General features: G+C 39.1%; 27 protein-coding genes. 14 read left to right on the top strand and 13 right to left on the bottom strand.

Translation table 11 applies throughout. The features are described from left to right. Positions 1-9 precede the first annotated feature (9 nt). From hscB to F946_RS15975, 6 genes are all read right to left on the bottom strand, one after another. Positions 10-525, bottom strand: coding sequence for a Fe-S protein assembly co-chaperone HscB (gene hscB / locus F946_RS16000; protein WP_004697004.1), 516 nt, complete (start codon positions 523-525; stop codon positions 10-12). A gap of 119 nt (positions 526-644) precedes the next feature. Beyond that, positions 645-965 (bottom strand): iron-sulfur cluster assembly protein IscA, encoded by a 321-nt coding sequence (iscA, locus tag F946_RS15995; protein WP_004697006.1) that lies wholly within the window; start codon positions 963-965, stop codon positions 645-647. Between the two features lie 36 nt (positions 966-1,001). Further along, complete coding sequence (gene iscU / locus F946_RS15990; RefSeq protein WP_004697007.1) at positions 1,002-1,388, bottom strand: Fe-S cluster assembly scaffold IscU; 387 nt, start codon at positions 1,386-1,388, stop codon at positions 1,002-1,004. A 104-nt stretch (positions 1,389-1,492) separates the two neighbouring features. After that, positions 1,493-2,710, bottom strand: a complete 1,218-nt coding sequence (locus F946_RS15985; RefSeq protein WP_004697009.1) for an IscS subfamily cysteine desulfurase — start codon at positions 2,708-2,710, stop codon at positions 1,493-1,495. Position 2,711: 1 nt separating this feature from the next. Then, positions 2,712-3,185 (bottom strand): Rrf2 family transcriptional regulator, encoded by a 474-nt coding sequence (locus F946_RS15980; protein ID WP_004697011.1) that lies wholly within the window; start codon positions 3,183-3,185, stop codon positions 2,712-2,714. A gap of 113 nt (positions 3,186-3,298) precedes the next feature. Beyond that, positions 3,299-3,946 carry a hypothetical protein gene (locus F946_RS15975; protein WP_004984680.1) on the bottom strand — a complete coding sequence of 216 codons (648 nt, stop codon included), beginning with the start codon at positions 3,944-3,946 and terminating at the stop codon, positions 3,299-3,301. Positions 3,947-4,139: 193 nt separating this feature from the next. Here F946_RS15975 and F946_RS15970 point away from each other — a divergent pair, with 193 nt between their 5' ends. From F946_RS15970 to F946_RS15960, 3 genes are all read left to right on the top strand, one after another. Then, the gene (locus F946_RS15970) at positions 4,140-4,607 is read left to right on the top strand and encodes a phasin family protein (RefSeq protein ID WP_004984677.1); all 468 of its coding nucleotides are present in this window, start codon (positions 4,140-4,142) and stop codon (positions 4,605-4,607) included. A 168-nt stretch (positions 4,608-4,775) separates the two neighbouring features. Next, on the top strand, positions 4,776-5,048 hold the full coding sequence (locus F946_RS15965; RefSeq protein ID WP_004697018.1) for an HU family DNA-binding protein: 273 nt from the start codon (positions 4,776-4,778) through the stop codon (positions 5,046-5,048). A gap of 131 nt (positions 5,049-5,179) precedes the next feature. Beyond that, the gene (locus tag F946_RS15960; RefSeq protein ID WP_004984675.1) at positions 5,180-7,045 is read left to right on the top strand and encodes a SurA N-terminal domain-containing protein; all 1,866 of its coding nucleotides are present in this window, start codon (positions 5,180-5,182) and stop codon (positions 7,043-7,045) included. Between the two features lie 83 nt (positions 7,046-7,128). On the opposite strand, the gene F946_RS15955 is transcribed toward F946_RS15960, so the two are convergent. Further along, on the bottom strand, positions 7,129-7,998 hold the full coding sequence (locus tag F946_RS15955; RefSeq protein ID WP_004984674.1) for a DUF2797 domain-containing protein: 870 nt from the start codon (positions 7,996-7,998) through the stop codon (positions 7,129-7,131). A 34-nt stretch (positions 7,999-8,032) separates the two neighbouring features. On the opposite strand from F946_RS15955, the gene F946_RS15950 reads away from it, so the two are divergent. Together F946_RS15950 and F946_RS15945 are read left to right on the top strand one after the other, a co-directional pair. Beyond that, on the top strand, positions 8,033-8,500 hold the full coding sequence (locus tag F946_RS15950; protein ID WP_004697025.1) for a DUF6231 family protein: 468 nt from the start codon (positions 8,033-8,035) through the stop codon (positions 8,498-8,500). A 108-nt stretch (positions 8,501-8,608) separates the two neighbouring features. After that, on the top strand, positions 8,609-9,229 hold the full coding sequence (locus tag F946_RS15945; protein WP_004984672.1) for a YidB family protein: 621 nt from the start codon (positions 8,609-8,611) through the stop codon (positions 9,227-9,229). A gap of 103 nt (positions 9,230-9,332) precedes the next feature. Here the strand turns inward: F946_RS15945 and F946_RS15940 are convergent, their stop codons facing one another. From F946_RS15940 to F946_RS15930, 3 genes are all read right to left on the bottom strand, one after another. Further along, a complete protein-coding gene (locus F946_RS15940; RefSeq protein ID WP_004984671.1) occupies positions 9,333-10,373 on the bottom strand; it encodes a porin in 1,041 nt (346 codons plus the stop codon). Positions 10,374-10,643: 270 nt separating this feature from the next. Then, positions 10,644-11,057, bottom strand: a complete 414-nt coding sequence (locus F946_RS15935; protein ID WP_004984663.1) for an HIT family protein — start codon at positions 11,055-11,057, stop codon at positions 10,644-10,646. A 30-nt stretch (positions 11,058-11,087) separates the two neighbouring features. Beyond that, positions 11,088-11,357, bottom strand: coding sequence for a YARHG domain-containing protein (locus F946_RS15930; protein ID WP_004697032.1), 270 nt, complete (start codon positions 11,355-11,357; stop codon positions 11,088-11,090). 670 nt (positions 11,358-12,027) lie between these two features. Between F946_RS15930 and F946_RS15925 the strand changes: the two genes are divergently transcribed. After that, entirely contained in the window at positions 12,028-12,747 is a 720-nt protein-coding gene (locus F946_RS15925; protein WP_004984660.1) for an SDR family NAD(P)-dependent oxidoreductase, read from the top strand. A 73-nt stretch (positions 12,748-12,820) separates the two neighbouring features. On the opposite strand, the gene F946_RS15920 is transcribed toward F946_RS15925, so the two are convergent. After that, on the bottom strand, positions 12,821-13,126 hold the full coding sequence (locus F946_RS15920) for a putative quinol monooxygenase (protein WP_004984659.1): 306 nt from the start codon (positions 13,124-13,126) through the stop codon (positions 12,821-12,823). A 202-nt stretch (positions 13,127-13,328) separates the two neighbouring features. Between F946_RS15920 and F946_RS15915 the strand changes: the two genes are divergently transcribed. Then, positions 13,329-14,042: a transglutaminase-like domain-containing protein gene (locus F946_RS15915; RefSeq protein WP_004984658.1), complete on the top strand. Its 714-nt coding sequence runs from the start codon at positions 13,329-13,331 to the stop codon at positions 14,040-14,042. A 71-nt stretch (positions 14,043-14,113) separates the two neighbouring features. Here the strand turns inward: F946_RS15915 and F946_RS15910 are convergent, their stop codons facing one another. After that, the gene (locus F946_RS15910; RefSeq protein ID WP_004984654.1) at positions 14,114-14,986 is read right to left on the bottom strand and encodes an NAD(P)-dependent oxidoreductase; all 873 of its coding nucleotides are present in this window, start codon (positions 14,984-14,986) and stop codon (positions 14,114-14,116) included. A 15-nt stretch (positions 14,987-15,001) separates the two neighbouring features. After that, complete coding sequence (locus F946_RS15905; RefSeq protein WP_004984651.1) at positions 15,002-16,093, bottom strand: alpha/beta fold hydrolase; 1,092 nt, start codon at positions 16,091-16,093, stop codon at positions 15,002-15,004. Positions 16,094-16,235: 142 nt separating this feature from the next. Between F946_RS15905 and F946_RS15900 the strand changes: the two genes are divergently transcribed. The 7 genes from F946_RS15900 (at position 16,236) to F946_RS15870 (ending at position 21,462) form a co-directional block, all read left to right on the top strand. Beyond that, complete coding sequence (locus F946_RS15900) at positions 16,236-17,423, top strand: O-succinylhomoserine sulfhydrylase (protein WP_004697048.1); 1,188 nt, start codon at positions 16,236-16,238, stop codon at positions 17,421-17,423. A 28-nt stretch (positions 17,424-17,451) separates the two neighbouring features. Further along, positions 17,452-17,781, top strand: a complete 330-nt coding sequence (locus F946_RS15895) for a YbaB/EbfC family nucleoid-associated protein (protein WP_004984648.1) — start codon at positions 17,452-17,454, stop codon at positions 17,779-17,781. A gap of 16 nt (positions 17,782-17,797) precedes the next feature. Further along, positions 17,798-18,394 carry a recombination mediator RecR gene (gene recR, locus F946_RS15890; protein ID WP_004697052.1) on the top strand — a complete coding sequence of 199 codons (597 nt, stop codon included), beginning with the start codon at positions 17,798-17,800 and terminating at the stop codon, positions 18,392-18,394. A 207-nt stretch (positions 18,395-18,601) separates the two neighbouring features. Beyond that, positions 18,602-19,744, top strand: coding sequence for a ribonuclease D (locus tag F946_RS15885; RefSeq protein WP_004984645.1), 1,143 nt, complete (start codon positions 18,602-18,604; stop codon positions 19,742-19,744). 129 nt (positions 19,745-19,873) lie between these two features. Then, positions 19,874-20,182 carry a YcgL domain-containing protein gene (locus F946_RS15880; protein ID WP_004984643.1) on the top strand — a complete coding sequence of 103 codons (309 nt, stop codon included), beginning with the start codon at positions 19,874-19,876 and terminating at the stop codon, positions 20,180-20,182. 22 nt (positions 20,183-20,204) lie between these two features. Further along, entirely contained in the window at positions 20,205-20,588 is a 384-nt protein-coding gene (locus F946_RS15875; protein ID WP_004697064.1) for a hypothetical protein, read from the top strand. A gap of 22 nt (positions 20,589-20,610) precedes the next feature. Next, complete coding sequence (locus F946_RS15870) at positions 20,611-21,462, top strand: AAA family ATPase (RefSeq protein WP_004697065.1); 852 nt, start codon at positions 20,611-20,613, stop codon at positions 21,460-21,462.

Raw genomic sequence — 21,462 nt, 5'->3', positions numbered from 1 at the left:
AAAAATAAGTTAAAATTCATCATCTAAATCAAAGCTATCGTCATCTTCAAAACGATCTTCAGCTTTATCTATGTCATGCATGACTTTTACAAAGAAGCGAAGTTTGCGGACATCATCACGTGCCTCGGCCCAATCTTCCTCTTCAAAATCAATTTTGAATTCGCGGACTAAACCATCAATCCATTGTTGAACGTCTAATTTGAGTGATTGTAATTCATCTGCTGAACGTGCTTCATCAAGTTGTTCACGGATTTCTAAGGCGGACTGGAGAAATTCAAAATCATTGATGGATTGATCAAGATGATAATCTTGTTTTTTTAATCCTAATAAATATCCTGCACGGCTATCAACCTGAGATAAAACTTTGAATGCTTGATTGATCTCACTTGATTTTATGAGGGCTTGATCTTTATCGAGAGCTTTATCTGGGTGATATTGTTGCTGCAACTTTAAAAATTCTGATTTTAAGGTTGCTAAATCAATATCGAGTGCTACTGGGAGGTTAAACAACTCAAAATGATTCATAGGAGAGGGATTCCGCGCTAAATTGGGGGTCATTGCGAAAGCAAAAACACTCTATGTAAATGCAATTAAAACAGTGTGATACACACTGTTTTAATGTTGAAAAGCAAGTTAATGAACTGTTATACGGTGAAAGATTCGCCACAGCCACATTCGCCTTTTTTGTTTGGGTTGTTAAACTCGAAGCCTTCATTTAAACCATTTTTCACGTAGTCCATCTCCATACCATCGAGATAAACTAAGCTTTTTGGGTCTACAAATACCTTCACCCCAAACTGCTCAAAGGTGGTGTCATGTGCATCAATTGAATCGACAAATTCAAGCACATAAGCCAAACCAGAACAGCCTGAAGTTTTCACGCCAACGCGAATACCTTCACCCTTACCGCGATTTTTTAAATAATTGCTGATATGAGTTGCAGCATTTTCAGTTAAGTTGATCATGAAAACTCCCTAATCTTTCTTTAAAATGCGAAGCAATTAAGCTTTAGATTTTTTGCTGCGGTAGTCTTCAACAGCAGCTTTAATAGCATCTTCAGCCAGTACAGAGCAGTGTACTTTTACTGGAGGAAGCGCAAGTTCAGTTGCGATATCAATGTTTTTGATCGCTTGAGCTTGATCTAAAGTTTTGCCTTTTAGCCATTCAGTCACTAAAGAGCTTGATGCAATAGCAGAGCCACAACCATAAGTTTTGAAACGTGCTTCTTCAATCACACCGTTGTCATCTACTTGAATCTGTAAACGCATAACGTCGCCACATGCAGGTGCTCCGACCATACCTGTACCTACGTTTTCAGCATTTTTGTCTAATACACCTACATTACGAGGGTTTTCGTAATGGTCAATTACTTTTTCGCTATAAGCCATGATGCGTCTCCAAACCTCGGGGTCAGCGTTAATATTAAATATGGGGTCAAAACTTGATTTTTCAATGAAGCCATCCAGTATGTGAATGACTTCAATGGGAAAAATTAGTGTTCAGCCCACTCAACTGTAGAAAGGTCGATACCGTCTTTGTACATGTCCCAAAGTGGAGAAAGTTCACGAAGTTTTTCAACCGCGGAACGCGTCACTGTAAGTACATGGTCAATGTCTGCTTCAGTGGTGTATTTACCAAAACTGAAACGAATTGAACTGTGCGCAAGTTCGTCAGACAAACCTAGTGCACGTAATACATAAGAAGGTTCTAATGTTGCTGAAGTACAAGCTGAACCCGAAGATACAGCAGCGTCTTTCAACGACATCATTAACGATTCACCTTCAACAAAGTTGAAACTTACGTTTAAGTAGTTCGCAACGTTTTGTGTTGGGTGGCCGTTTAAGAAAATTTGTTCTAAGTCTTGTAAGCCATTCCAAAGCTTGTCACGAAGTACGCGAATGCGTGCTTGTTCAGAAGCTAAGTTTTTACCTGCAAGTTCAAATGCTTCACCCATACCAACGATTTGGTGTGTTGCAAGTGTACCAGAACGCATACCGCGTTCATGACCACCACCATGCATTTGCGCTTTTAAACGAACACGTGGAGTACGACGTACATAGAGTGCGCCAATACCTTTAGGGCCATAAATTTTATGAGCAGAGAAGCTCATAAGGTCAACTTTCATAGTTGAAAGGTCAATTTCAACTTTACCTGCAGCTTGCGCCGCATCGACATGGAAGAAGATCTTGTGTGCACGAGTAATTTCACCAATTGCCGCAACATCAGTCACAGAACCAATTTCGTTGTTTACCATCATAAGTGAAACAAGAATAGTGTCTGGACGAATAGCTGCTTCAACCATTTCAGGGGTAATTAAACCCGTGTTTGGAAGTGGCTCAAGGTAAGTGATTTCAAAACCTTCAGACTCAAGCTCACGGCAAGTGTCTAAAATAGCTTTGTGTTCAATTTTACTTGTAATAATGTGCTTGCCTTTAGACGCATAGAATTGTGCTACTCCTTTAAGAGCTAAGTTGTCTGATTCAGTTGCACCTGAAGTCCAAACGATTTCGCGTGGATCTGCTTTGATCAAGTTCGCAACTTGTTCACGTGCATATTCGACTTTTTCTTCTGCCTGCCAACCGTAAGCATGAGAACGAGATGCTGGGTTGCCAAATGTGCCGTCAAATGTCAGACATTCCATCATGCGTTCAGCGACTTGCGGGTCTACAGGAGTTGTTGCTGCATAATCAAGATAAATTGGACGTTTCATGTCAAATACCTGTTACCGATAAAAGGGCTGAATCTGAAGGTGCTGTGTTTTGGCGAATGGCAACTTTTTGAACGTTGTCACGTGCTACAAGGTCAGCAAGAGTGATTTTAGCGAGATAGTCGGCAATGTGATGGGAGAGTTCTTGCCATAAATCGTGAGTTAAGCACATTGCGCCATTTTGGCAGTTGCCTTTATGGTCACAGCGAGTGGCATCAACTGTTTCGTTTACAGCTTCAATAACTGCTAATACCGTGATTTCATCAGCGCGACGAGCTAAATGGTAACCACCGTTGGCACCACGAATACTAGAAACTAAGCCGTGGCGCTTTAATTTCGCAAATAACTGCTCAAGATAAGCAACAGAGATAGTTTGACGAGCTGCAATTTCTGCAAGCGTGATCGTTTGTTCAGTTGGCTGCAAAGCTAAATCAAGTAGAGCAGTCACTGCGTAGCGTCCGCGAGTTGTTAAGCGCATGATTCGATACACATGATTAGACTAGATGTGCCGATTTTAAGAATCCTGACTAAAATAGTCAAGTTTTTTTAATAGGGATTGTGCGTATTTAATTTGCTTGAAATATTATGTAGTTATGCAAGCCAAATATTATATACCAATAAGCTAATCAAAAGTATAGAAAACACAAAAAATGTGGCATTTATACGTTTTTGACGTTGCTCGATACGGCGGATACGATTTTTGTATTGTTTCACTTCAACCTGTAGGGTGTTGATTTTTGAACGTTGTTCTTCTATTTTCTCTAAAAGTGGCGCAATGCGCTTTTTAGATGCAACCACATTTTGTGGATCAGTTGGTTCAGTTAACCAGTTTTTCCAATCGGCAAGAACTTTAGGTGCACTAAAATGTAAAATTAAATCTCGGAACTCATCTTTTAAGGTGATGTCACCATCAATACGCATGGTTTTAATACTACGACGGTTTCCAAAGACGAAAATTTTAATTAAATCCATCAATGTGGTGCGTACATCTAGGTCGACCGGTTTTTCAGGTGCTTTGGCGTCAAATAAAACACCTTGAGCGGTAAAGGTGATATAGAAGTCAAAATAAGGCAGGTAGCTATTTATTTTAATCGCAATATTTTGCTCAACAAACTTTTTACAGTGAAGTGCAACCACGCGGTCGTGTTTTAAAATAAGAGAAAAGATCGTCTCAAGAACAATCATCACCATAGTGAGTAGCATATGTGTTTGATTGTGTTCTTTTTGAGAATCACTCATAAGTAGTAACCTAAATCCTGACCTGAAATGAGCATCCTGCTCGCAAAAACTTCAGACTTAAAAATAAAAATGTAATAAAGATGCTTTGTAGAACAGTTTTACAAATCGATCAAGTCTAATATTTGCTAGTATAGTGCAATCTATAAGATTTTTTGGATGTTTTTGCACATAAATCATGCAGGAGATGGTGCTAATGGAAAAAGCAGATATAGAGTTAGATGATATTTCGCAAGAAGATGAAACACTAAAAAAAACAAAAACTAAGCATCATTTTCACCGTAAAAATAGTTTGGATTTTAGAAAGTATACCAAACAAATCTGGTTAGCCGGTTTGGGTGCTTTTTCACGTGCAGAGGAAGAGGGGAATAAATTATTTGACTCGTTGGTCCAAGTCGGCGAAGAGTTAGAATCTAAAACCACTGAGATTGCTGACCAAACGGTTGAAAAGGTATCTGAAAAAGCGCGTGAATCGGTGACGGATACTAAAGACAAGGTTGAGAAGATTGTAGATCGCGGGGTAAATCACTCTTTAAACCGGATTGGATTGGTCACAGTTAAAGATATTCAGTACTTAGAAAACCTGATTCTTCAACTGAATGATAAAATCGATGTTTTGATTGAAGAAAATAAGAAGTTAAACGAAAAAGTGAATAAAAAGTGATCTGGTTGTGCTTTTGTACCTTTTTCAACGTTTTTTTGTGATTTATTTTCCAAAAAAGCATATACAGAGTATTGCGTTTTCACCTAAAGCATTGCTATAAAGGCGTTACGGTAATTTATACTAAATTTTTGGACCTTAAATAAACGATATTAAGAGGACGCGATCCACATGAATAAATCAGAATTAATTGATGCAATTGCAGAGAAAGGGGGATTGTCTAAGACTGATGCTGGTAAGGCCTTAGACGCTACAATTGCTTCAATCACTGAAGCGCTTAAGTCTGGTGATACAGTTACACTTGTTGGTTTTGGTACTTTCAACGTGAAAGAACGTGCTGCACGTACTGGCCGTAACCCACAAACTGGTGCTACTTTAGAAATTAAAGCAAGCAAAGTACCAAGCTTCAAAGCTGGTAAAGGTTTAAAAGATTCTGTTGCTTAATCTTTTAAATAAATACTAAACGCGCCTTTTCGGCGCGTTTTTTATTAAACATTAGAAAATGTGTCGATAACACATTCATTCATTGCTGCTTTTCAGTTAAAATCTCGGGCAAATAAAATATTGGAATACTTATGGAATCTTTTCGTAAAGTTATTAAGGGTTGGTTGGGCAAAGCTTTGCTCATTTTGTTTTTGACCCCTTTAGCACTTGTAGGTATTGAAGGATATTTTAGTAGCGGATCAAAAGACGCTGTAAAATCAGTCAATGGCCAAGATATTTCTGAAAAGGAATTAGAGACCTTAACCGCTTCCTTTAAAGAACAATTCTTAGCTTATGCCAATGGGGATGAAACTTTACTCAACCAAAGCTTTATTAAAGATAAAGCGATGGACCAACTGATCGCAAATACTTTGTTATTACAACAGGCTGAAAAGCTGGGCATTTCACTCAGTGATACTCAAATTGAACAGATGATTGCTCAACAGCCAAGTTTTCAAGAAAATGGAAAATTTTCAGAAACGCGTTATTCAAGCTATTTGCAGTCTGTGGGTATGAGTAGTGATGCGCTCGTTGCAAACTTACGTCAAGACCATGCATTAAAAATGATGCGTTCGACTTTTGTTGATTATGCATTGGTGAGTAAACTAGATATTCAACAAATTGCTAACTTACAAACAGAACAGCGTACTGTGCAGTTTGCCAATGTAAATCTTGATGAATATAAAAAGAACGTCAAGGTTTCAGCACAAGAGATTGAAAACTATTACAAGCAACACCCAGCTATGTTTAAACAAGTGGCAAGTGTAGATGTTGACTATGTGTTGTTAACACCAGCCAATGTACCTGCTGCTGCTTTACCTGTAACAGAGGCCGAGTTGCAGCAAGCCTATACACAGTTTGTTGAAGCACAAAAAGAGAATATTGCGCCTTTGGTTAAACATATTCTGATTACGACTGATGCACGTACAGATGCTGAAGCGAAAAAACGTGCAGAAGAAGTTGTTGCGAAAATTAAAGCAGGAACAAGCTTTGCAGCAGCTGCGGCTCAATACTCTGAAGATACTGCATCTAAAGCGAATGGTGGTGCTTTAGCAGTTTATAACAAAGGCACTTTTGGTGATGCTTTTGACCAAGCTGTAGCATCACTTAAATCGGGCCAAGTGTCAGCGCCTGTAAAAACTGAATTTGGTTACCATGTCATTGAAACTGATGCGCCAGCTGTGAAGTTGCCATCTTTTGAAAATGAAAAAGTACGTTTGACGGCGGAAGTTCAAAAGAATAAAACAGCCAATGCATTCTCTGATACTGTAAACAGTTTAAATGAACTGGTTGTAGACTCAGATGCTTTAGACGTGGTGTCTCAAGAAGTTAAAGGTGTACAAGTTCAAACAGTAAAAGGCATGACCTTATCTACACAGCATCCTGTATTAAGTAATGCTGCGGTGAAAGTGAAACTGTTTAACGATGACGTTAAAAATGGTGATCGTAACGCGACCAGCAGCATCCAACTTCCAAATGGGGATGTAGTTTGGGCAAAAGTACGTGATTATCATGCGGCAGGTGTCCAAACGCTTCAAGAAGCAACACCACGTGTGAAAGCAAAATTGGTTGAACAAAAAGCTTATGATGCTGCTAAAGCTAAAATTGCTCAAAGCTTAAAAGACTTTAAAACTCAACCAGCAGCATCAGTTGTTGCCAAGAGCGGTTTGACCTTTACTGCACCGCAAGTGTTTATTCGTTCACAAGGCTTACCACGTGCAGTTGAGCGTGCGGCATTTAGCCAAGCGGCACCAAAAACAGGACAGTGGTCTGTAACAACAGCATTATTGCCAACAGAAATGGTGGTAGTCGCAGTATCAAACGTAAACAAGACGACGTCTAGTGCATTGACGGATGAGCAGTTGGCTGAGCTTTCGAAGTTATATCAACAACTTCGTGGTCAGCAAGAAGCTGAAGATTATGTGCAATACTTAAAAGCACATGCGAAAATTAAATAATCGCATGCTATAAAAAAACCTGCATTCGTGCAGGTTTTTTTTATGTGTGTAGATAAACAAATTTTATTTAAGGATAAACAAGCTTAGGCACGAATTTTGAGCTCATAACCTGAATATTTACGAATATTAATCACGCCTGTATCTAAAATCAGGTACTGACCTTTAATCCCTTGTAACTTACCGCGAATAACTGGGGTTTTATCCAGATTGTGGGATTTAATTTTCTCAGGATATTGCTCAACTGGATAAACAAACTCGCGTGGTAGTTCAGTTTCCAAAAGGTCAACCGTTTCATTGAATTCAAGATTTTGACTAAATTCCTCACGAATGGTTTGGATTTTAGGTGCAAATTCTTCGATGAGTTGTTCGCGAACTTCAATCAAGTCGAGTGGTTCAGCTTCGCCTTTGAGTAATTTACGCCAATCGGTTTTGTCTGCCACTTGTGTGCCAAACATAATTTCGAGCTGGCCTGAAAGACGACGCGAACCGACTTTCATAATTGGAAGGGCTTGGGTTGCACCTTGATCAAGCCAACGGGTTGGCATTTGGCTAATCCGTGTAATCCCAACTTTTAGGGCACTTGAGTTGGCTAAATAAACAATATGTGGCTGGAAACAAACTTCATGCGCGAAGCTGTCTTCTCGGCAGGTACCTAGATGGTAGTGACAGGTTTCAGGTTTCATAATACACATGTCACAAGAGGCTTTGGTTTTAAAGCACTTAAAGCAATGGCCTTGCGAAAATGATTTAGAAGTCTTCGTACCACATGAAACACAAAAGATTTTACCAGTCCATTCAATCTCGATTTCTTGACCCAAGTTAAAAGGAAGGTCAACTTCTGAACGATCTAGGATAAATTTATATTCAACATTTGCCTTGTGTGTATGTTGATCAGTTACACTAAGGTCCTTAAGACCTGCATGCATTTTATGGCAAATGCCTTGAAGTTCCATACAGAATTACTCACTCAATATTAAGGATGCGGTTATGGCTGAACTGAACGTCATTACTTCTATGCTAGACGATTTATCTCAAGAACAGCCTATTTCAACTGCATTGTGCATTGGGCAGGATCTCAGCCCAAATCATCATCAATCTATTCAATGGCAATATTTTAGCGTATCTGACTTTTTAAGTCTGCCTTTTACCCAGCGCTATGATTTAGGTTTTGTGCTTTTTGACACGGCAGAAATGCAAAATATAAGCTCACAACAAAAATCACAACTATTGGTGCGTTTAAGAGATTTGATGGCAAAGCGTATTGTGGTGGTCAGTCAATTGCAGGATGAACAACTGCTTCGTGCTTTAGGTTTTACTCAACTGATCGATAAAACGACGCATGGTAAAGACTTTGCTTTATGGCAATTTAATATTTTGACCTATAAGCATGTGCCTGACTGGTTCAATTCAAAATTTTGGGCGAATCCTGAAAACTGGAATAAATTCCGTTGGTGATTTGACTGCGACTGTATTTTTCCATTCATAGCAAAAATTAACAATTTATCTCTATAGGGCTTTTTTAAACATCGTATGCTGTTTAAAAAACCTAGAAAGGATAAAGTGATGACGAACCTGAATAATATTATAGAAATTTTAGCAAAGCAGGCCATGGGCGGTCAGCAACAGTCAAACCAACAAAGTGGTTTGGGTGGAATTTTGGGTTCGGTGCTTGGACAACTCGGAGCGGGTGGTGCAGGCCAAACACAACAGGGTGGTCTGGGTGATATTTTAGGCTCGGTGTTGGGTGGTTTGACTGGTGGGCAGTCGCAGCAGGCGCCAAACTCGCAGAATTCAGGATTCGCAGGCGGTGGAAAAAGTTTATTGATTGCGGTATTGCCTTTGATTTTGGCATGGATTCAACAGCAAGGTGGTTTGCAGGCAGCTTTAGATAAACTCAAAGGGCAAGGTTTAAGCAGTCAGGTTGAAGACTGGGTTTCAACAGGACCAGGGGAGAATGCCAGTGTAAATCCAGAACAAGTGCAAAACTTGTTTGATGATGCCGCGGTGGAGCAAGTTGCAGAGCAAGCCAATGCGCCTAAACAAGATGTATATAGTGCTATTTCACAAGTATTACCGCAAATTATTGACTCACTCACCCCGCAAGCCGGACAAACCAACCCTCAAGAAGCCAACGCGGATATTCAACAGGTATTGAACTTAGTTTCGGGCTTCTTAAAACGCTAAATTCACAATAAAAAAGCTATTCTAGAATGGCTTTTTTATTACTTAAAATTCTAAATTAAAAAACACGCCGAAGCGTGTTTTTTAATTTTTAGGGGAGCACAACTTAGAAGTCGTAACGCATACCTAGAGAAAGACCAAGGCTATTTTCACCCGCTGTACCACCTACGCTGTTTGAGCGACCTTGTGACCACGGTGTTAAGTTAGATTGGTCATCGTTAAGTACAGTGGCTAAGTTGCCGTATAAGCGCACAGCTTTATCTAAGCGGTGTTCTAGGCCAATTGCAAGCAATGTTGCATTGGCATCATCTGCATCAACATCGCGGTAGAAGACTTCACCACGTACCAATGTTTTAGGTGCAAATTTATATTCACCTGCAACACCAAAGACTTGTGCATCTGGGTTTGCATCCGAGTTGTCATGTTGAAGGAATTGGTATAAACCGCCTAAGTTAAAGTCAGGAGTGATTTTATAGGCACCCGCAATACGGAAACCGTCACGCTCTCCGCGGCTTGCATCTTCTTCATAGTGTTCATATGCAGCAGCAAAGTCCATCGGGCCTTCTTTGTAGGTTAAGGCTAAGTCATAAGCTTTGTCTTTGCTTTCTTCATTATCAACGGTATTCGCTTCGTGTAATGAAAGTGCACCAATCACGTTAAAGCCGCCACCAAATTTTGGTGATTTATATTCGATGGTATTTGCGTTACGTTCATCAAAACGTAAGTTGCCTGCACGAGTTAAGTTACGTACATCACCAACCATGTCACCAAAGAAGTTTACTGGACCGCGCGCTGCTTTGAATGGGCTGTCGAAACGACCGACACGTGCTTGACCAAAGTTACCTTTTAAACCTACGAAAGTATCGCGAGTTGCAAACTCAACCTCATCGTTTGCAGAACCACTTGCGAAGTTAATTTCTTGTTCGATTTGACCGAATACAGTCATGCCATTTTCTAGTTCTTGTTCAGCTTTGAAGCCTAGGCGTGAAGAATTTGAAGAAAGACCGACTTCGTTGTAGTCAGCACCATCATCAAGATAGTCTAAAGAAACATGCGCACGGCCATAAATTTTTACGTCAGCAGCCATTGCCAAAGCTGGTGTAAGTAATGTTGCCCCAACTGCTAATGCGCAAAGTGTTTTTTTCATGTGTAGCTCCAAGAAAGACTTTTGTTGATTCGTCTATAAAAGGTTATTCAGTCGTCTTTTTATTCATCAGACTTCTGTCTCTTGGCGCTCATTATTGATTACAAATAAGTCATTAATATTAAGGTAATATTACAAAAATATTAAACAACTCAATGTCAAATGCATTTCCGCGATAAATTGTTAAGCTTGATTTTGAGAACTTAGATTATTGATTCTATTTACTTTTAGACCTAAAAAAGGAGCCGAAGCTCCTTGATTGAATAGGTGGAATTACAAAGCAGCACGAATTTTTTCTGCTTGTGCTTTGATTTTTTCTTGATCACCCATTTGTAAGGCATGCTTACCTAGCTCATGTACCGAACTCGGAATGAGGTGGAAATGTACATGGGGAACGGTTTGGCCAGCAGCCGCTCCAGACAATTGCATGAGGACAATGCCTTGGGCATCCAAACCGACTTCAATGGCTTTTGCTACTTTTTGTACCACTTGAATGGTGTAGGCAGCAGCATCGGTAGGGAGGTCGAGTAAAGTCACCGCAGGTGTTTTGGGTATGACTAAAGTATGACCGTCTGCTTGAGGCATAATATCCATGAATGCAAGAACTTGGTCATCTTCATATACTTTAATGGCTGGAAGTTCACCACGTAAAATTCGTGCAAAAATGTTTTGCTCATCGTAAGCCATGTCTATTCCTTAAGTTTCGCTTAAACTGATTTACTTACAGTTTAATTCTTTTTGACGTTCTTTAATCGCGTCAAGACGTTGTTGCTCTTTTTCAGAGAATTTCGGTTTAGTGGTGTAGCAATTATCATTGCCAAATTTTGCTTTCGCTTCAGGGTCCTTAAAACAGAAACCTTTAGATGCATAAATGACATCATGATCATCTTTTAATTTTTGACACTCTTGCTCAGGTGATGCCGCAAAACTTTGCGCCCCGATTAGTGTTGCAAGACTGGCAAAAACCGCTACAGTCAACTTTTTCATGAGAATTTCCTCAGTTTGTAACATTGTATGTAGTCACGCTATTACTTTATAGGGGTTTGTTATGTTTATTCAATGGTGAGTTCTTACTCAATTGTAATTTTACTTCATAATTGCTGCATATAATACATAAAATTTATATATATCAATTGCTTTCTAAATAGCAGATAGAAATGGATATTTAATTTTTTTATGTAATTTAGCCTATTTTTGCAACTTTTTTTAGGCTCTAACATTTTTAAATTTCATTGAGAGGGTCACAGTGCTTCGGTACTTCTGCATTTTAACCTTTAATGTTCGCCTCATCTCAAATGCTATTTCAGGCATTTCTTTCTATACGATTAGCAATGAATTTTATTAAGTTATTCATTTCTTTCTGAATTAAGTACTTATGTATCATTATCGCTTAATGTTATTTTTTTGTCTTAAATGGACTCTTTTGCATGCTTATTTTAGACAGTCTAAAAGCTTTATTTATTATTGAATGCCTTGTGCTGGGGATTTACTTGAAATAAGTGGGTGGAAAATAAATTATGGAAATATAAATTATTGTCTGTGACTTAGGTAATTATAATCTTTAATGGCTAAATATAAAATGATGAATAAAACTTGATTTAAACTTAACTTAAGTTTAAATCATTATGCAGTTGGTTATGAAGGGATGAATTAAAATATGAATGGTTTAGGTCGAACATTTCTAATTTATGGCGCAAGTAGAGGCTTAGGCAAAGCGATTGTAAACTTAGTGCCTGAAGCTCAGGATAAAGTTTATGGTGTCTCTCGTTCTATTCCTAAAAATAATGCTCAATTGAATTGGATTTGTGCAGATTTATCTACTCCTAACGATGCGGTGGATAAGGTAAAAGAAACAGTCAAAGATGAGAAAATAGATGTTCTTATTTATAATGTTGGAATTTGGGAAAATAATGCTTTTACAGAGAATTATAACTTTGAAGAGGTTTCATCTACTGAGTTAAATACCATTCTAAATACAAATATTAATACCTGTATTCAGTCTCTTCAGTCCTTGATAGAAAATTTAAAGTTATCGGATAACGCTAAAGTCATATTGATTGGTTCTACATGGGGTGTAGATAATCATAATGGCAAAGAGTTGGTCTTTTCTGCAACGAAATATGCTTTGCGTGGAATTGCTCAATCATTGCGTGAGATTTTGCGTAACGACCTGATTGGGGTGAGTGTTTTAAATCTAGGGTATTTGGCGACAGAATATGAAGCAGATGTTCCAACCGCAACTGTATTGGCAGAGACCAATCATGCTTTAATTCCTTTATCTGATGTCATTCTAGCCATAAAATTTATCATCTCCACCAGTAATGCATCTTGTGTTAAAGAAATCCTTATGCCTGCAATGAAAGATGAAAATATTTAAATCAAGATGTTTGGTTGCAATTATACAGGGACGTATTTATCGGATAGTTTTATTTTTCGATACCATATTCGATCTAGGTGAAGCTACTTTGGTGTGAAAACTCATCCATTAATATATAGGTTCCTGCAGCTCTTTGGTATTGGTCAATCAACGGCACTAGTCTTTTAAAATGCTCCGTTTCGCAATGCGCATCTAGCGCTGCGCGATCAGGCCATGCTTCAATAAATATAAAATGCCCAGTATCTTTCTGATCAATAAATAGGTCGTAGGATATACATCTTGGTTCAGCTTTTGTTTTTTCTACAAGTTCACGATATAAAGGCATGACTCTATCAATATGTTCTAATTTAATAAAATCCTGAGCAATGACTTTGAGCATAAATTGTTTATCCTAAATTTAATTCGGTTTTTTATACACAAGTATATGTGCTGAATTAATTGAGTATACAGAGCTCTACTATAAAATTAATCAAGCTCAAAACAATCTTTAGTCTTAATTCATTATAAAAGTGGCAGTAAAAATATTGACCTTGGACTAACTCCATAGTTTTAAATCAAATGACTAGACTGGAGAGCTGAGTATGCTAAGGCTATTAGAACAGACACCGATTTTAGATTATTACCATCCATCGATTCAAAATTTGATTGAACAACGCAAATGGAGAGATCTTGATGAAGTTAATAAGGTGAGAAATATTTATAACTTTGTTCGTGATGAAGTTCAATTTGGCTATAACACGGGAGATACGATACAGGCATCTCAAGTCTTAAGCGACGGTTATGGTCAGTGTAATACCAAAGCAACGTTATTGATGGCGTTACTCCGAGCAGTGGGTGTAGCCACGCGGATACATGGGTTTACCATCGATAAAGCCCTACAAAAAGGCGCAATCAAAGGCATTTGGTATAAGTTATCGCCCAAGAATATTTTACATAGTTGGGTCGAAGTTCATGTGAATGGACAATGGTATATTCAGGAGGGTGTAATTCTTGATCGACTCTATCTAGAAAAATTACAAAGTATAAATAAGCATCAAACAACAACCTTTTGTGGTTTTGGGGTATTTACCGAGAATTTTGAAAATCCACCTATTGATTGGAATTTGAATGATACTTTTATTCAAGACAAGGGGATTAATCAAGATTTCGGTTTATTTGATAGCCCAGATGATTTTTATAATCTACATCAACAAGAGCTCAGTCCGATACAGCGTATAATTTTTAAATATGTAGTTAGACATTTAATGAATCAAAACGTCAATAAAATTAGAAATATACAAAAAGCCTCTTTATGAGGCTTCTTGTTCGTTCATAGAAATAACTTAACTTATGATTAAAGTTAAAGTACGACTTATTGTGATAAACATTACTCTAAAGTAATTTTGCTCCATGACTCATATAGTTTAACTGCGGAAGAAAAATCGCTGTCTGCTTCAGATAAATCACTGGCACTTTGAATTAAACTTTGAGCCAGTCCAATCACAGGTGCGGATAGTTTTGCTTCGCGGACTAAATCAACGGCAATGCCCGTATCTTTTGCTAATAGAGGGAGTGCAAAAGTAAGCGGGAAGCTGCGGTTGAGAATGCGCTGGGGCAAAACAGTTTCAGTTACGCCACTTTTACCACTCGATGCATTAATGCAATCCAATGCTTCGTTTAAGTTTACGCCATGAGCCTTGAGTGTGGTAAACCCTTCGGCAACAGCACAGAGGTTCACAGCCAAAAGCATATTGTTTACGGCTTTAACTGCAAAACCAGCACCCGATTCACCCACGTGTTTAATCAGTTTACCAAACGCTTGAATAGCTGGTAGTGCGCGTTCAAAAGCTGCGGCATCACCACCGATCATAACCGTAAGGGTTGCATTATCAGCGCCAATGGTTTGACCACTCACAGGTGCATCTAAAAAGTCCACACCATGTTGTTTAAGCTGTTCAGCTACTTTTTTTGCAGAAGAAGGTACACCGCTGGTGCAATCGACCCAAATGCTGCCTGCTTTAAGCTCAACTTGTGCAAGTAAGTCTTCAATATCTTGACTGGTTGGAAGACAAGAGAAGACTACATCGGCCTGAACTGCTTGCGCAAGTTCGACCGCCTGCGTGCCATAGGCTTCTGCATGTTGTTTTGCTTTATCAAAATTGCGATTCCATACCCACACGTGTTCAAAGTGTTTAGGTAAGTGTGATGCCATGCGATAACCCATGGCGCCTAGACCGATAAATGCAACTGACTGAATCATGTCAAACCTTAGTATTTAAATTTTACTTGAACGTTCACTTAACCACTGAGCCAGTTGTGGCCAAAATTCATCGGCACTACGTTTACTCGACATCAGTCCTAAATGTCCCCCTGGGATAAGAGTAAACGTGACATCGGTGCTACTTGTCAATTGGGTTAATGGCTGAGCTGCCTCTGCTGTAACAAGTTGGTCTGTTGTCCCCGCAGCTACAAGCAATGAGCACTGTATATTTTTTAAAGCAATGCTTTTCTCATTTAATGTGATTAGTCCAGTTTTGAGTGGATTACGCAGCCAAACATTAAAAAGCATGTCTTGGTTAATGCCGCCGGGATAATCAATCATACGATTGAGAAAACCGCCAATGGTGGCATGTTCATACAAGGCTTCATGGTCATCTAAATTAAGCAGTAGGTTCTTATGACTTTGAAACCAACCGATAGGATCAATGATTTTAAAACCAAAAGTATTTAAGCCCCCAGAGGTATGAAGCAGACGTTTCGGTATCTTGCCCTGATAAATTTGCTGTTGTAATGCTTTGCTTTTTGAAATGATTCGATTGATATATGCAAATAACTGTCCATTTCGCCCAGATTTATAACTGTCAATTGGACTCCCCAAAACCATTAAATTTTTCACAAAATTAGGTTGATGCAGGGCGGTATACAAGGTCACGAAAATGCCAGCCATACTCCAGCCATGCAGAGAAATTTGCTCGCTATCACTATGTTTTAAAATGCTTTGTATACAGAGTGGAATATAATGATCAATAAACGTCAGAAAGTTAAAATGACGGTTATGAATATTTAATTTCCCCCAATCAATCACATATACGGCAAAGCCTTGCTGTTGGAAGTACTTCACCAGTGAGCGATAAGGATAAAGGTCGTAAATAGACATATTGATGGCTAGTGGGACCACAAAAACTAAGGGTTCTTTATACTTACGCACTTCAGGTGCGTAATAGCGAATTTGGGTCAGATCAAATGTTTCAATCACTTCATAAGCTGTGCTTTGTGACAAAATGAGTGACTTTCCATTAAAAATGCGCGTAGAAAGATTCTTTAATTTATTTTGATGCGTTGAAATTTTAGTTTTTAAAGAGTGCATATAGGTCTTAGATCTCAAATAAGCAGAAAGTTTGATCGAAGTCTAATCAATATTTGCGTATTTTACCTTGACCTTAAATAGCCTAGACGCTCAAAATGTTGGCAATTCTTTACAAAGGCAGTCTGTCGACTGAACCAGAGCCATGAGCCTACAAGACGAATTTGAATACCAATTAGATACCTTAGCCATTCGTACTGGGCATACGCGTAGTTTCGAGGGAGAACATGGCGAACCTATCTTTCTAACTTCATCATTTGTCTATGAAAATGCAGCAGAGGCCGCAGCAAAATTTTCAGGTCAAGAGCCAGGGAACATCTACTCACGTTTTACCAACCCAACTGTTGCAATGTTTGAAAAACGCCTTGCAGCTTTAGAAGGTGCAGAACGTGCAGTGGCAACCAGTTCAGGTATGGCCGCAATTATGGCCGTGGCAATGTCATTTTTAAAACTAGGCGATCATGTGATTTGTTCACGTGCGGTATTTGGTTCGACCGTCTCTTTGTTTGAAAAATATGTGGCTAAGTTTGGTGTAACTGTCGACTTTGTCGATTTAACAGATTTAGATGCATGGAAAAATGCCGTTAAGCCTGAAACTAAATTACTCTTTGTTGAGTCTCCATCGAATCCTTTGGCTGAAGTGGCAGACGTTCAAGCACTTGCTGATATCGCACATGCCAATGGCGCACTTTTAGCAATTGATAATAGTTTCTGTACGCCAGTATTACAGCGTCCAATTGAGTTTGGTGCGGACTTGGTGATTTATTCAGCGACGAAGTATTTGGATGGTCAAGGTCGTGCTCTTGGTGGTGCAGTAGTAGGTAGTCATAAACTACTCGAAGAAGTATTTGGTTATGTGCGTACCACGGGGCCTTCAATGAGTCCTTTCAATGCATGGGTATTCTTAAAAGGCTTAGAGACTTTACGTTTACGTATGCGCGAGCACTCAGCAAGTGCGCAAAAGCTGGCAGAATTCTTAAATACACACCCGAAAGTCGAAAAAGTGTATTACGCAGGCTTACCTGAGCATATTGGGCATGAACTTGCAGCGAAGCAACAAACAGGCTTTGGTGGGATCGTTTCTTTTGAAGTGAAAGGCGAGCGCGAAGGGGCATGGACTGTTATTGACAATACTCAGTTTATTTCAATTACAGGCAACTTGGGCGATGCCAAATCGACTATTACCCATCCTGCAACGACTACACATGGCAAACTTTCACCAGAAGCGAAACAAGCAGCAGGAATTCGTGAAGGTTTAATTCGTGTTTCTGTTGGTTTGGAAGATATTGATGATATTATTCGCGATATCACACGTGGTTTAGACTTAATCTAATTTTTTAATTTTATGTTCGGAGATTTTAATGAACATTAATATGTTAATGCAGCAAGCTCAACGCATGCAAAAAGACATGGAAAGCAACATTAAAAAAGCTAAAGAAGAGCTTGCGCAAACTGAAGTGCATGCTGAAGCTGGTGGTGGTTTGGTTAAAGTGACGATGACTTGCCGCAATGTGGTAAAACGTATCGAAATCAATCCTGAATTATTGCAAGATGATGCAGACATGATTGAAGACTTAATTGCTGCGGCAATGAATGATGCTGCACGTCAAGCAGAAGCAATCACTGAAGAGCGTATGAAAGCTGCGAACTCAGGTGCAGGCTTACCACCGGGTCTTGCTGGTTTATTCTAATTAAGGAATACGTATAGTGTTTAGCGATCGTTTTGATCAATTGGTACAAGCTTTACGTATTTTGCCAAGTGTTGGGCCAAAATCGGCTCAGCGCATGGCGCTTCATCTGATTATGAAAAATCGTGAAGGGGCTGTGGGCCTTGCACATGCTTTAAACGAAGCCACTAGCTATATTCACGAATGCAGTTTGTGTCACTCACTGACTGAAAACGAAGTTTGTGATATTTGCGTCTCGCATGAACGTGACGATCAACTACTTTGTGTGGTTGAGTCACCCGCAGATGTGATGGCGATTGAGCAAAGTGGCAGTTTCCGTGGTAAGTACCATGTATTGGGTGGGCATTTATCTCCACTTGATGGTATTGGGCCTGAAGAGATCGGCATTCCTTATCTAATCCAGCGTTTAGGCGATGGTAAAGTAACAGAAGTGATTTTGGCGACCAATGCAACGGTAGAAGGTCAGGCCACAGCGCACTATTTGGTCGAGGCAACGAAACATTTACCGATCCAAATGACGCGCATTGCACAAGGCGTACCACAGGGTGGTGAACTTGAATATGTCGATAGTCATACCTTAAGCCAAGCTGTACATAATAGAATGCGAATGAAATAAGTATTTCGATACTTGTTTCATTTTTTAGTTGAGCTACAAGATTGAAAATCTTGAGTAAGATAAAAAAAATATTAATTTGAATCTAGTTGTATAAAAAAATCACAAAAAACGGCAAATAATTAAAAAACCCTTAGAAATCTTGATAGCTAAATGATCTTATTCAGGTAAGATAGCCCAAAGAGCATCTAGCATTAGACGCAGTAGGATATGTTTCAGTTTATTCAGCAGCAACAAGACTTAACACCAGTCTTAGAAAAAATGGATCGTAACGAAGTCTATGGACTCGATACAGAATTCATCAAAGTCGATACCTTATGGCCGAAGTTAGGCGTATTTCAAATCAATGTCGAAAACAATGTCTATTTACTCGATGGTACGACACTCGATTTAACTGAATTTTGGAATAAACTTTTTCGCGCACAGCAAAATGTCTTTCATGCCTGTAGTGAAGATATCGACCTGATTTATCACTATGCACAGCATAAAACCTTAAACAATGTATTTGACACCCAAGTGGGGATGTCTTTTTTAGGACATGGCTTACAAGTGAGCTATCAAAATGCCCTGAAACAAATGTTGGATGTCGATATCGATAAAGGGGAAACGCGTTCAAACTGGTTGGCACGTCCATTAAGCCCTGCACAATTGAGCTATGCGGCAAACGATGTGCTGTACTTGATGAATCTTTCAGAAAAAGTTAAACAAGAATTAGATTCAAAGTCACTCCTAAATTTTGCTCTTGAAGACTGTCAGCATCTGACGCAAGAAATCGCGACAGAAACGCCTTTGCATTTGCTCTATCAAGATATTGGTAACTATCGACATTCACGACGTCAGTTGATGCAGTTGCAGCAGTTGGCTGTATGGCGTGAACACATGGTGAAAGCGCTAAATACACCACGTAGTTTCATTTTGAAAAACTCAAGCATGATTGATTTGGTTGAGAAAAATCCGAAAAATGCGTTTCAGTTATCGGGTGTAAAAGACATACGTCAAAATGTTGTCCGTGAGCACGGCAAAACCATTTTAGATTTGGTGAAGTTCTTGCCTGAGCAAGCAGATTGGCCACTACGTATGGCACGTCCGATCCGTCATTCTTCAAAAGATGTGGGAGAGAAGATTGATCACTTAATTCAAAATGTGGTCAATGAAACCAGTATTCCTAAAGAAGTATTGATGCGCAAAAAGTGGATGAACGCACTGCATCAACATGTGGTTTTTCATAATGATGAGCAAGACTTGCCTGATTATTTATTAGGTTGGCGCTATGATTTGTTAACCCAACCTTTAATTCAACTCCTACGCCGTGATGAAAGCTATCTTTCGACGCAAATGAAAGTCATGGATTAATAATTAGTCAATTGGTCTGAAGTTTGAATATTTATACAAAATCACGACTGATGCGTTAATCATGACTAATGTCAGCTGCTTTTATTTGATGTATCCTGTGGCTTGAGTTATTTGAGTGCTGTTTTAGATATGCAATGTTCTATTTATAAATCAAGTAAAAAAGATGAAATGTATCTTTATATTGCTTGTCCAACTGAAGCTGATCAAGCCGCTGAAGATTTTAGCCCATTGAATGTTTTGCCTGAAGCTGTTCGTGTTGCATTTGGTCGAGCGACTTTTGTGATGTCATTAGAGCTGAGTGAAGCGCGTAAATTGGCTCGTGTAAATGTATTGCATGTCATGGATTCGATTCAAACTCAGGGCTTCTTTCTACAAATGCCGCCAGAAGGATTAATCAATCCGAACGCTGCGGCACCAGAAGGCCTTCGTGGCGCATAAAGCATAATTCAGGAGTTGCACCGTGGATAGTTTTCTTTCAATGCTCGATTCAATTCCTGAAGATAGTATTGCTGTCACAGTTTATCTTTTGGGCAGTTTGCTGATTTTGTGGTGTTGGTATTCCATTGCTACACGCCTGCCGAAGCTGTTGGGTGGCATTACATGGATGATGATCTTTGCCATTTTATTGACACCAACGGTTTCCGAAGGGCCAAACTCATCGATTGCACCGGCTATTTTTGGCTTGCTTTTCGGTGTGTTAACGAAAGAATCAGCACTCATTTGGTCAAATTTGTCACTGATTCTCTTTGTCATGGGTGTGGGGCTTGTGATCGGTTTCTTTTGGTCAAAATATGTGGCTAATAAAACCAAAGCAGTTGTCAGTAACAATCATTCACCGCTGTAATTAATAAAAATAAGGTTTAATCATGTCTGTTGAAACACAACAATTTACGGGTACAGATCAGTACATCGCTACCGATAGTTTAAAACTTGCTGTAAAAGCTGCACGTAGCTTACAAAAGCCTTTATTGGTCAAAGGTGAGCCAGGTACGGGTAAAACTTTACTGGCTGAACAAGTGGCTGAAAGCTTAGGCTTAAAATTGTTGACTTGGCACATTAAGTCAACCACAAAAGCCCAGCAAGGTTTATATGAGTATGATGCGGTTTCGCGTTTGCGTGACAGCCAATTGGGTGATGACCGTGTTTATGACATTAAAAACTATATTAAACCGGGTAAATTGTGGGAAGCGTTCACCAGTGAAGAACGTTGTGTTTTATTGATTGATGAAATTGATAAGGCGGACATTGAGTTTCCAAACGACTTGTTGCATGAACTAGACAAGATGTCTTTTTATGTATATGAGACGGGCGAAACCATTACTGCATCACAACGTCCTATTGTGATTATTACTTCAAATAATGAAAAAGAACTTCCAGATGCATTCTTGCGTCGTTGTTTCTTTCACTATATTGAATTTCCAGACGACGCAACCATGCGTGAAATTATTGATGTTCATTTCCCGCAAATTTCAACGGCATTGGTCAATGAAGCATTACAAGTTTTCTTCAAATTACGTCAAGTTCCGGGTCTAAAAAAACCACCATCAACTTCTGAATTGATTGACTGGTTAAGCTTGCTCATGGCCGATGATATGCCAGAAGATGTACTGCGTAATCATGATAAGTCTAAAGCCATTCCACCTTTATATGGTGCACTCATTAAAAACGAACAAGATGTACAGTTGCTTGAACGTTTAGCCTTTATGTCACGTCGTTAA

The sequence above is a fragment of the Acinetobacter johnsonii ANC 3681 genome, from assembly GCF_000368805.1.
Lineage (GTDB): Bacteria > Pseudomonadota > Gammaproteobacteria > Pseudomonadales > Moraxellaceae > Acinetobacter > Acinetobacter johnsonii.
The sequence above is the reverse complement of the archived record's forward strand: the minus strand, read 5'-3'. Positions and strand labels throughout refer to the sequence as shown.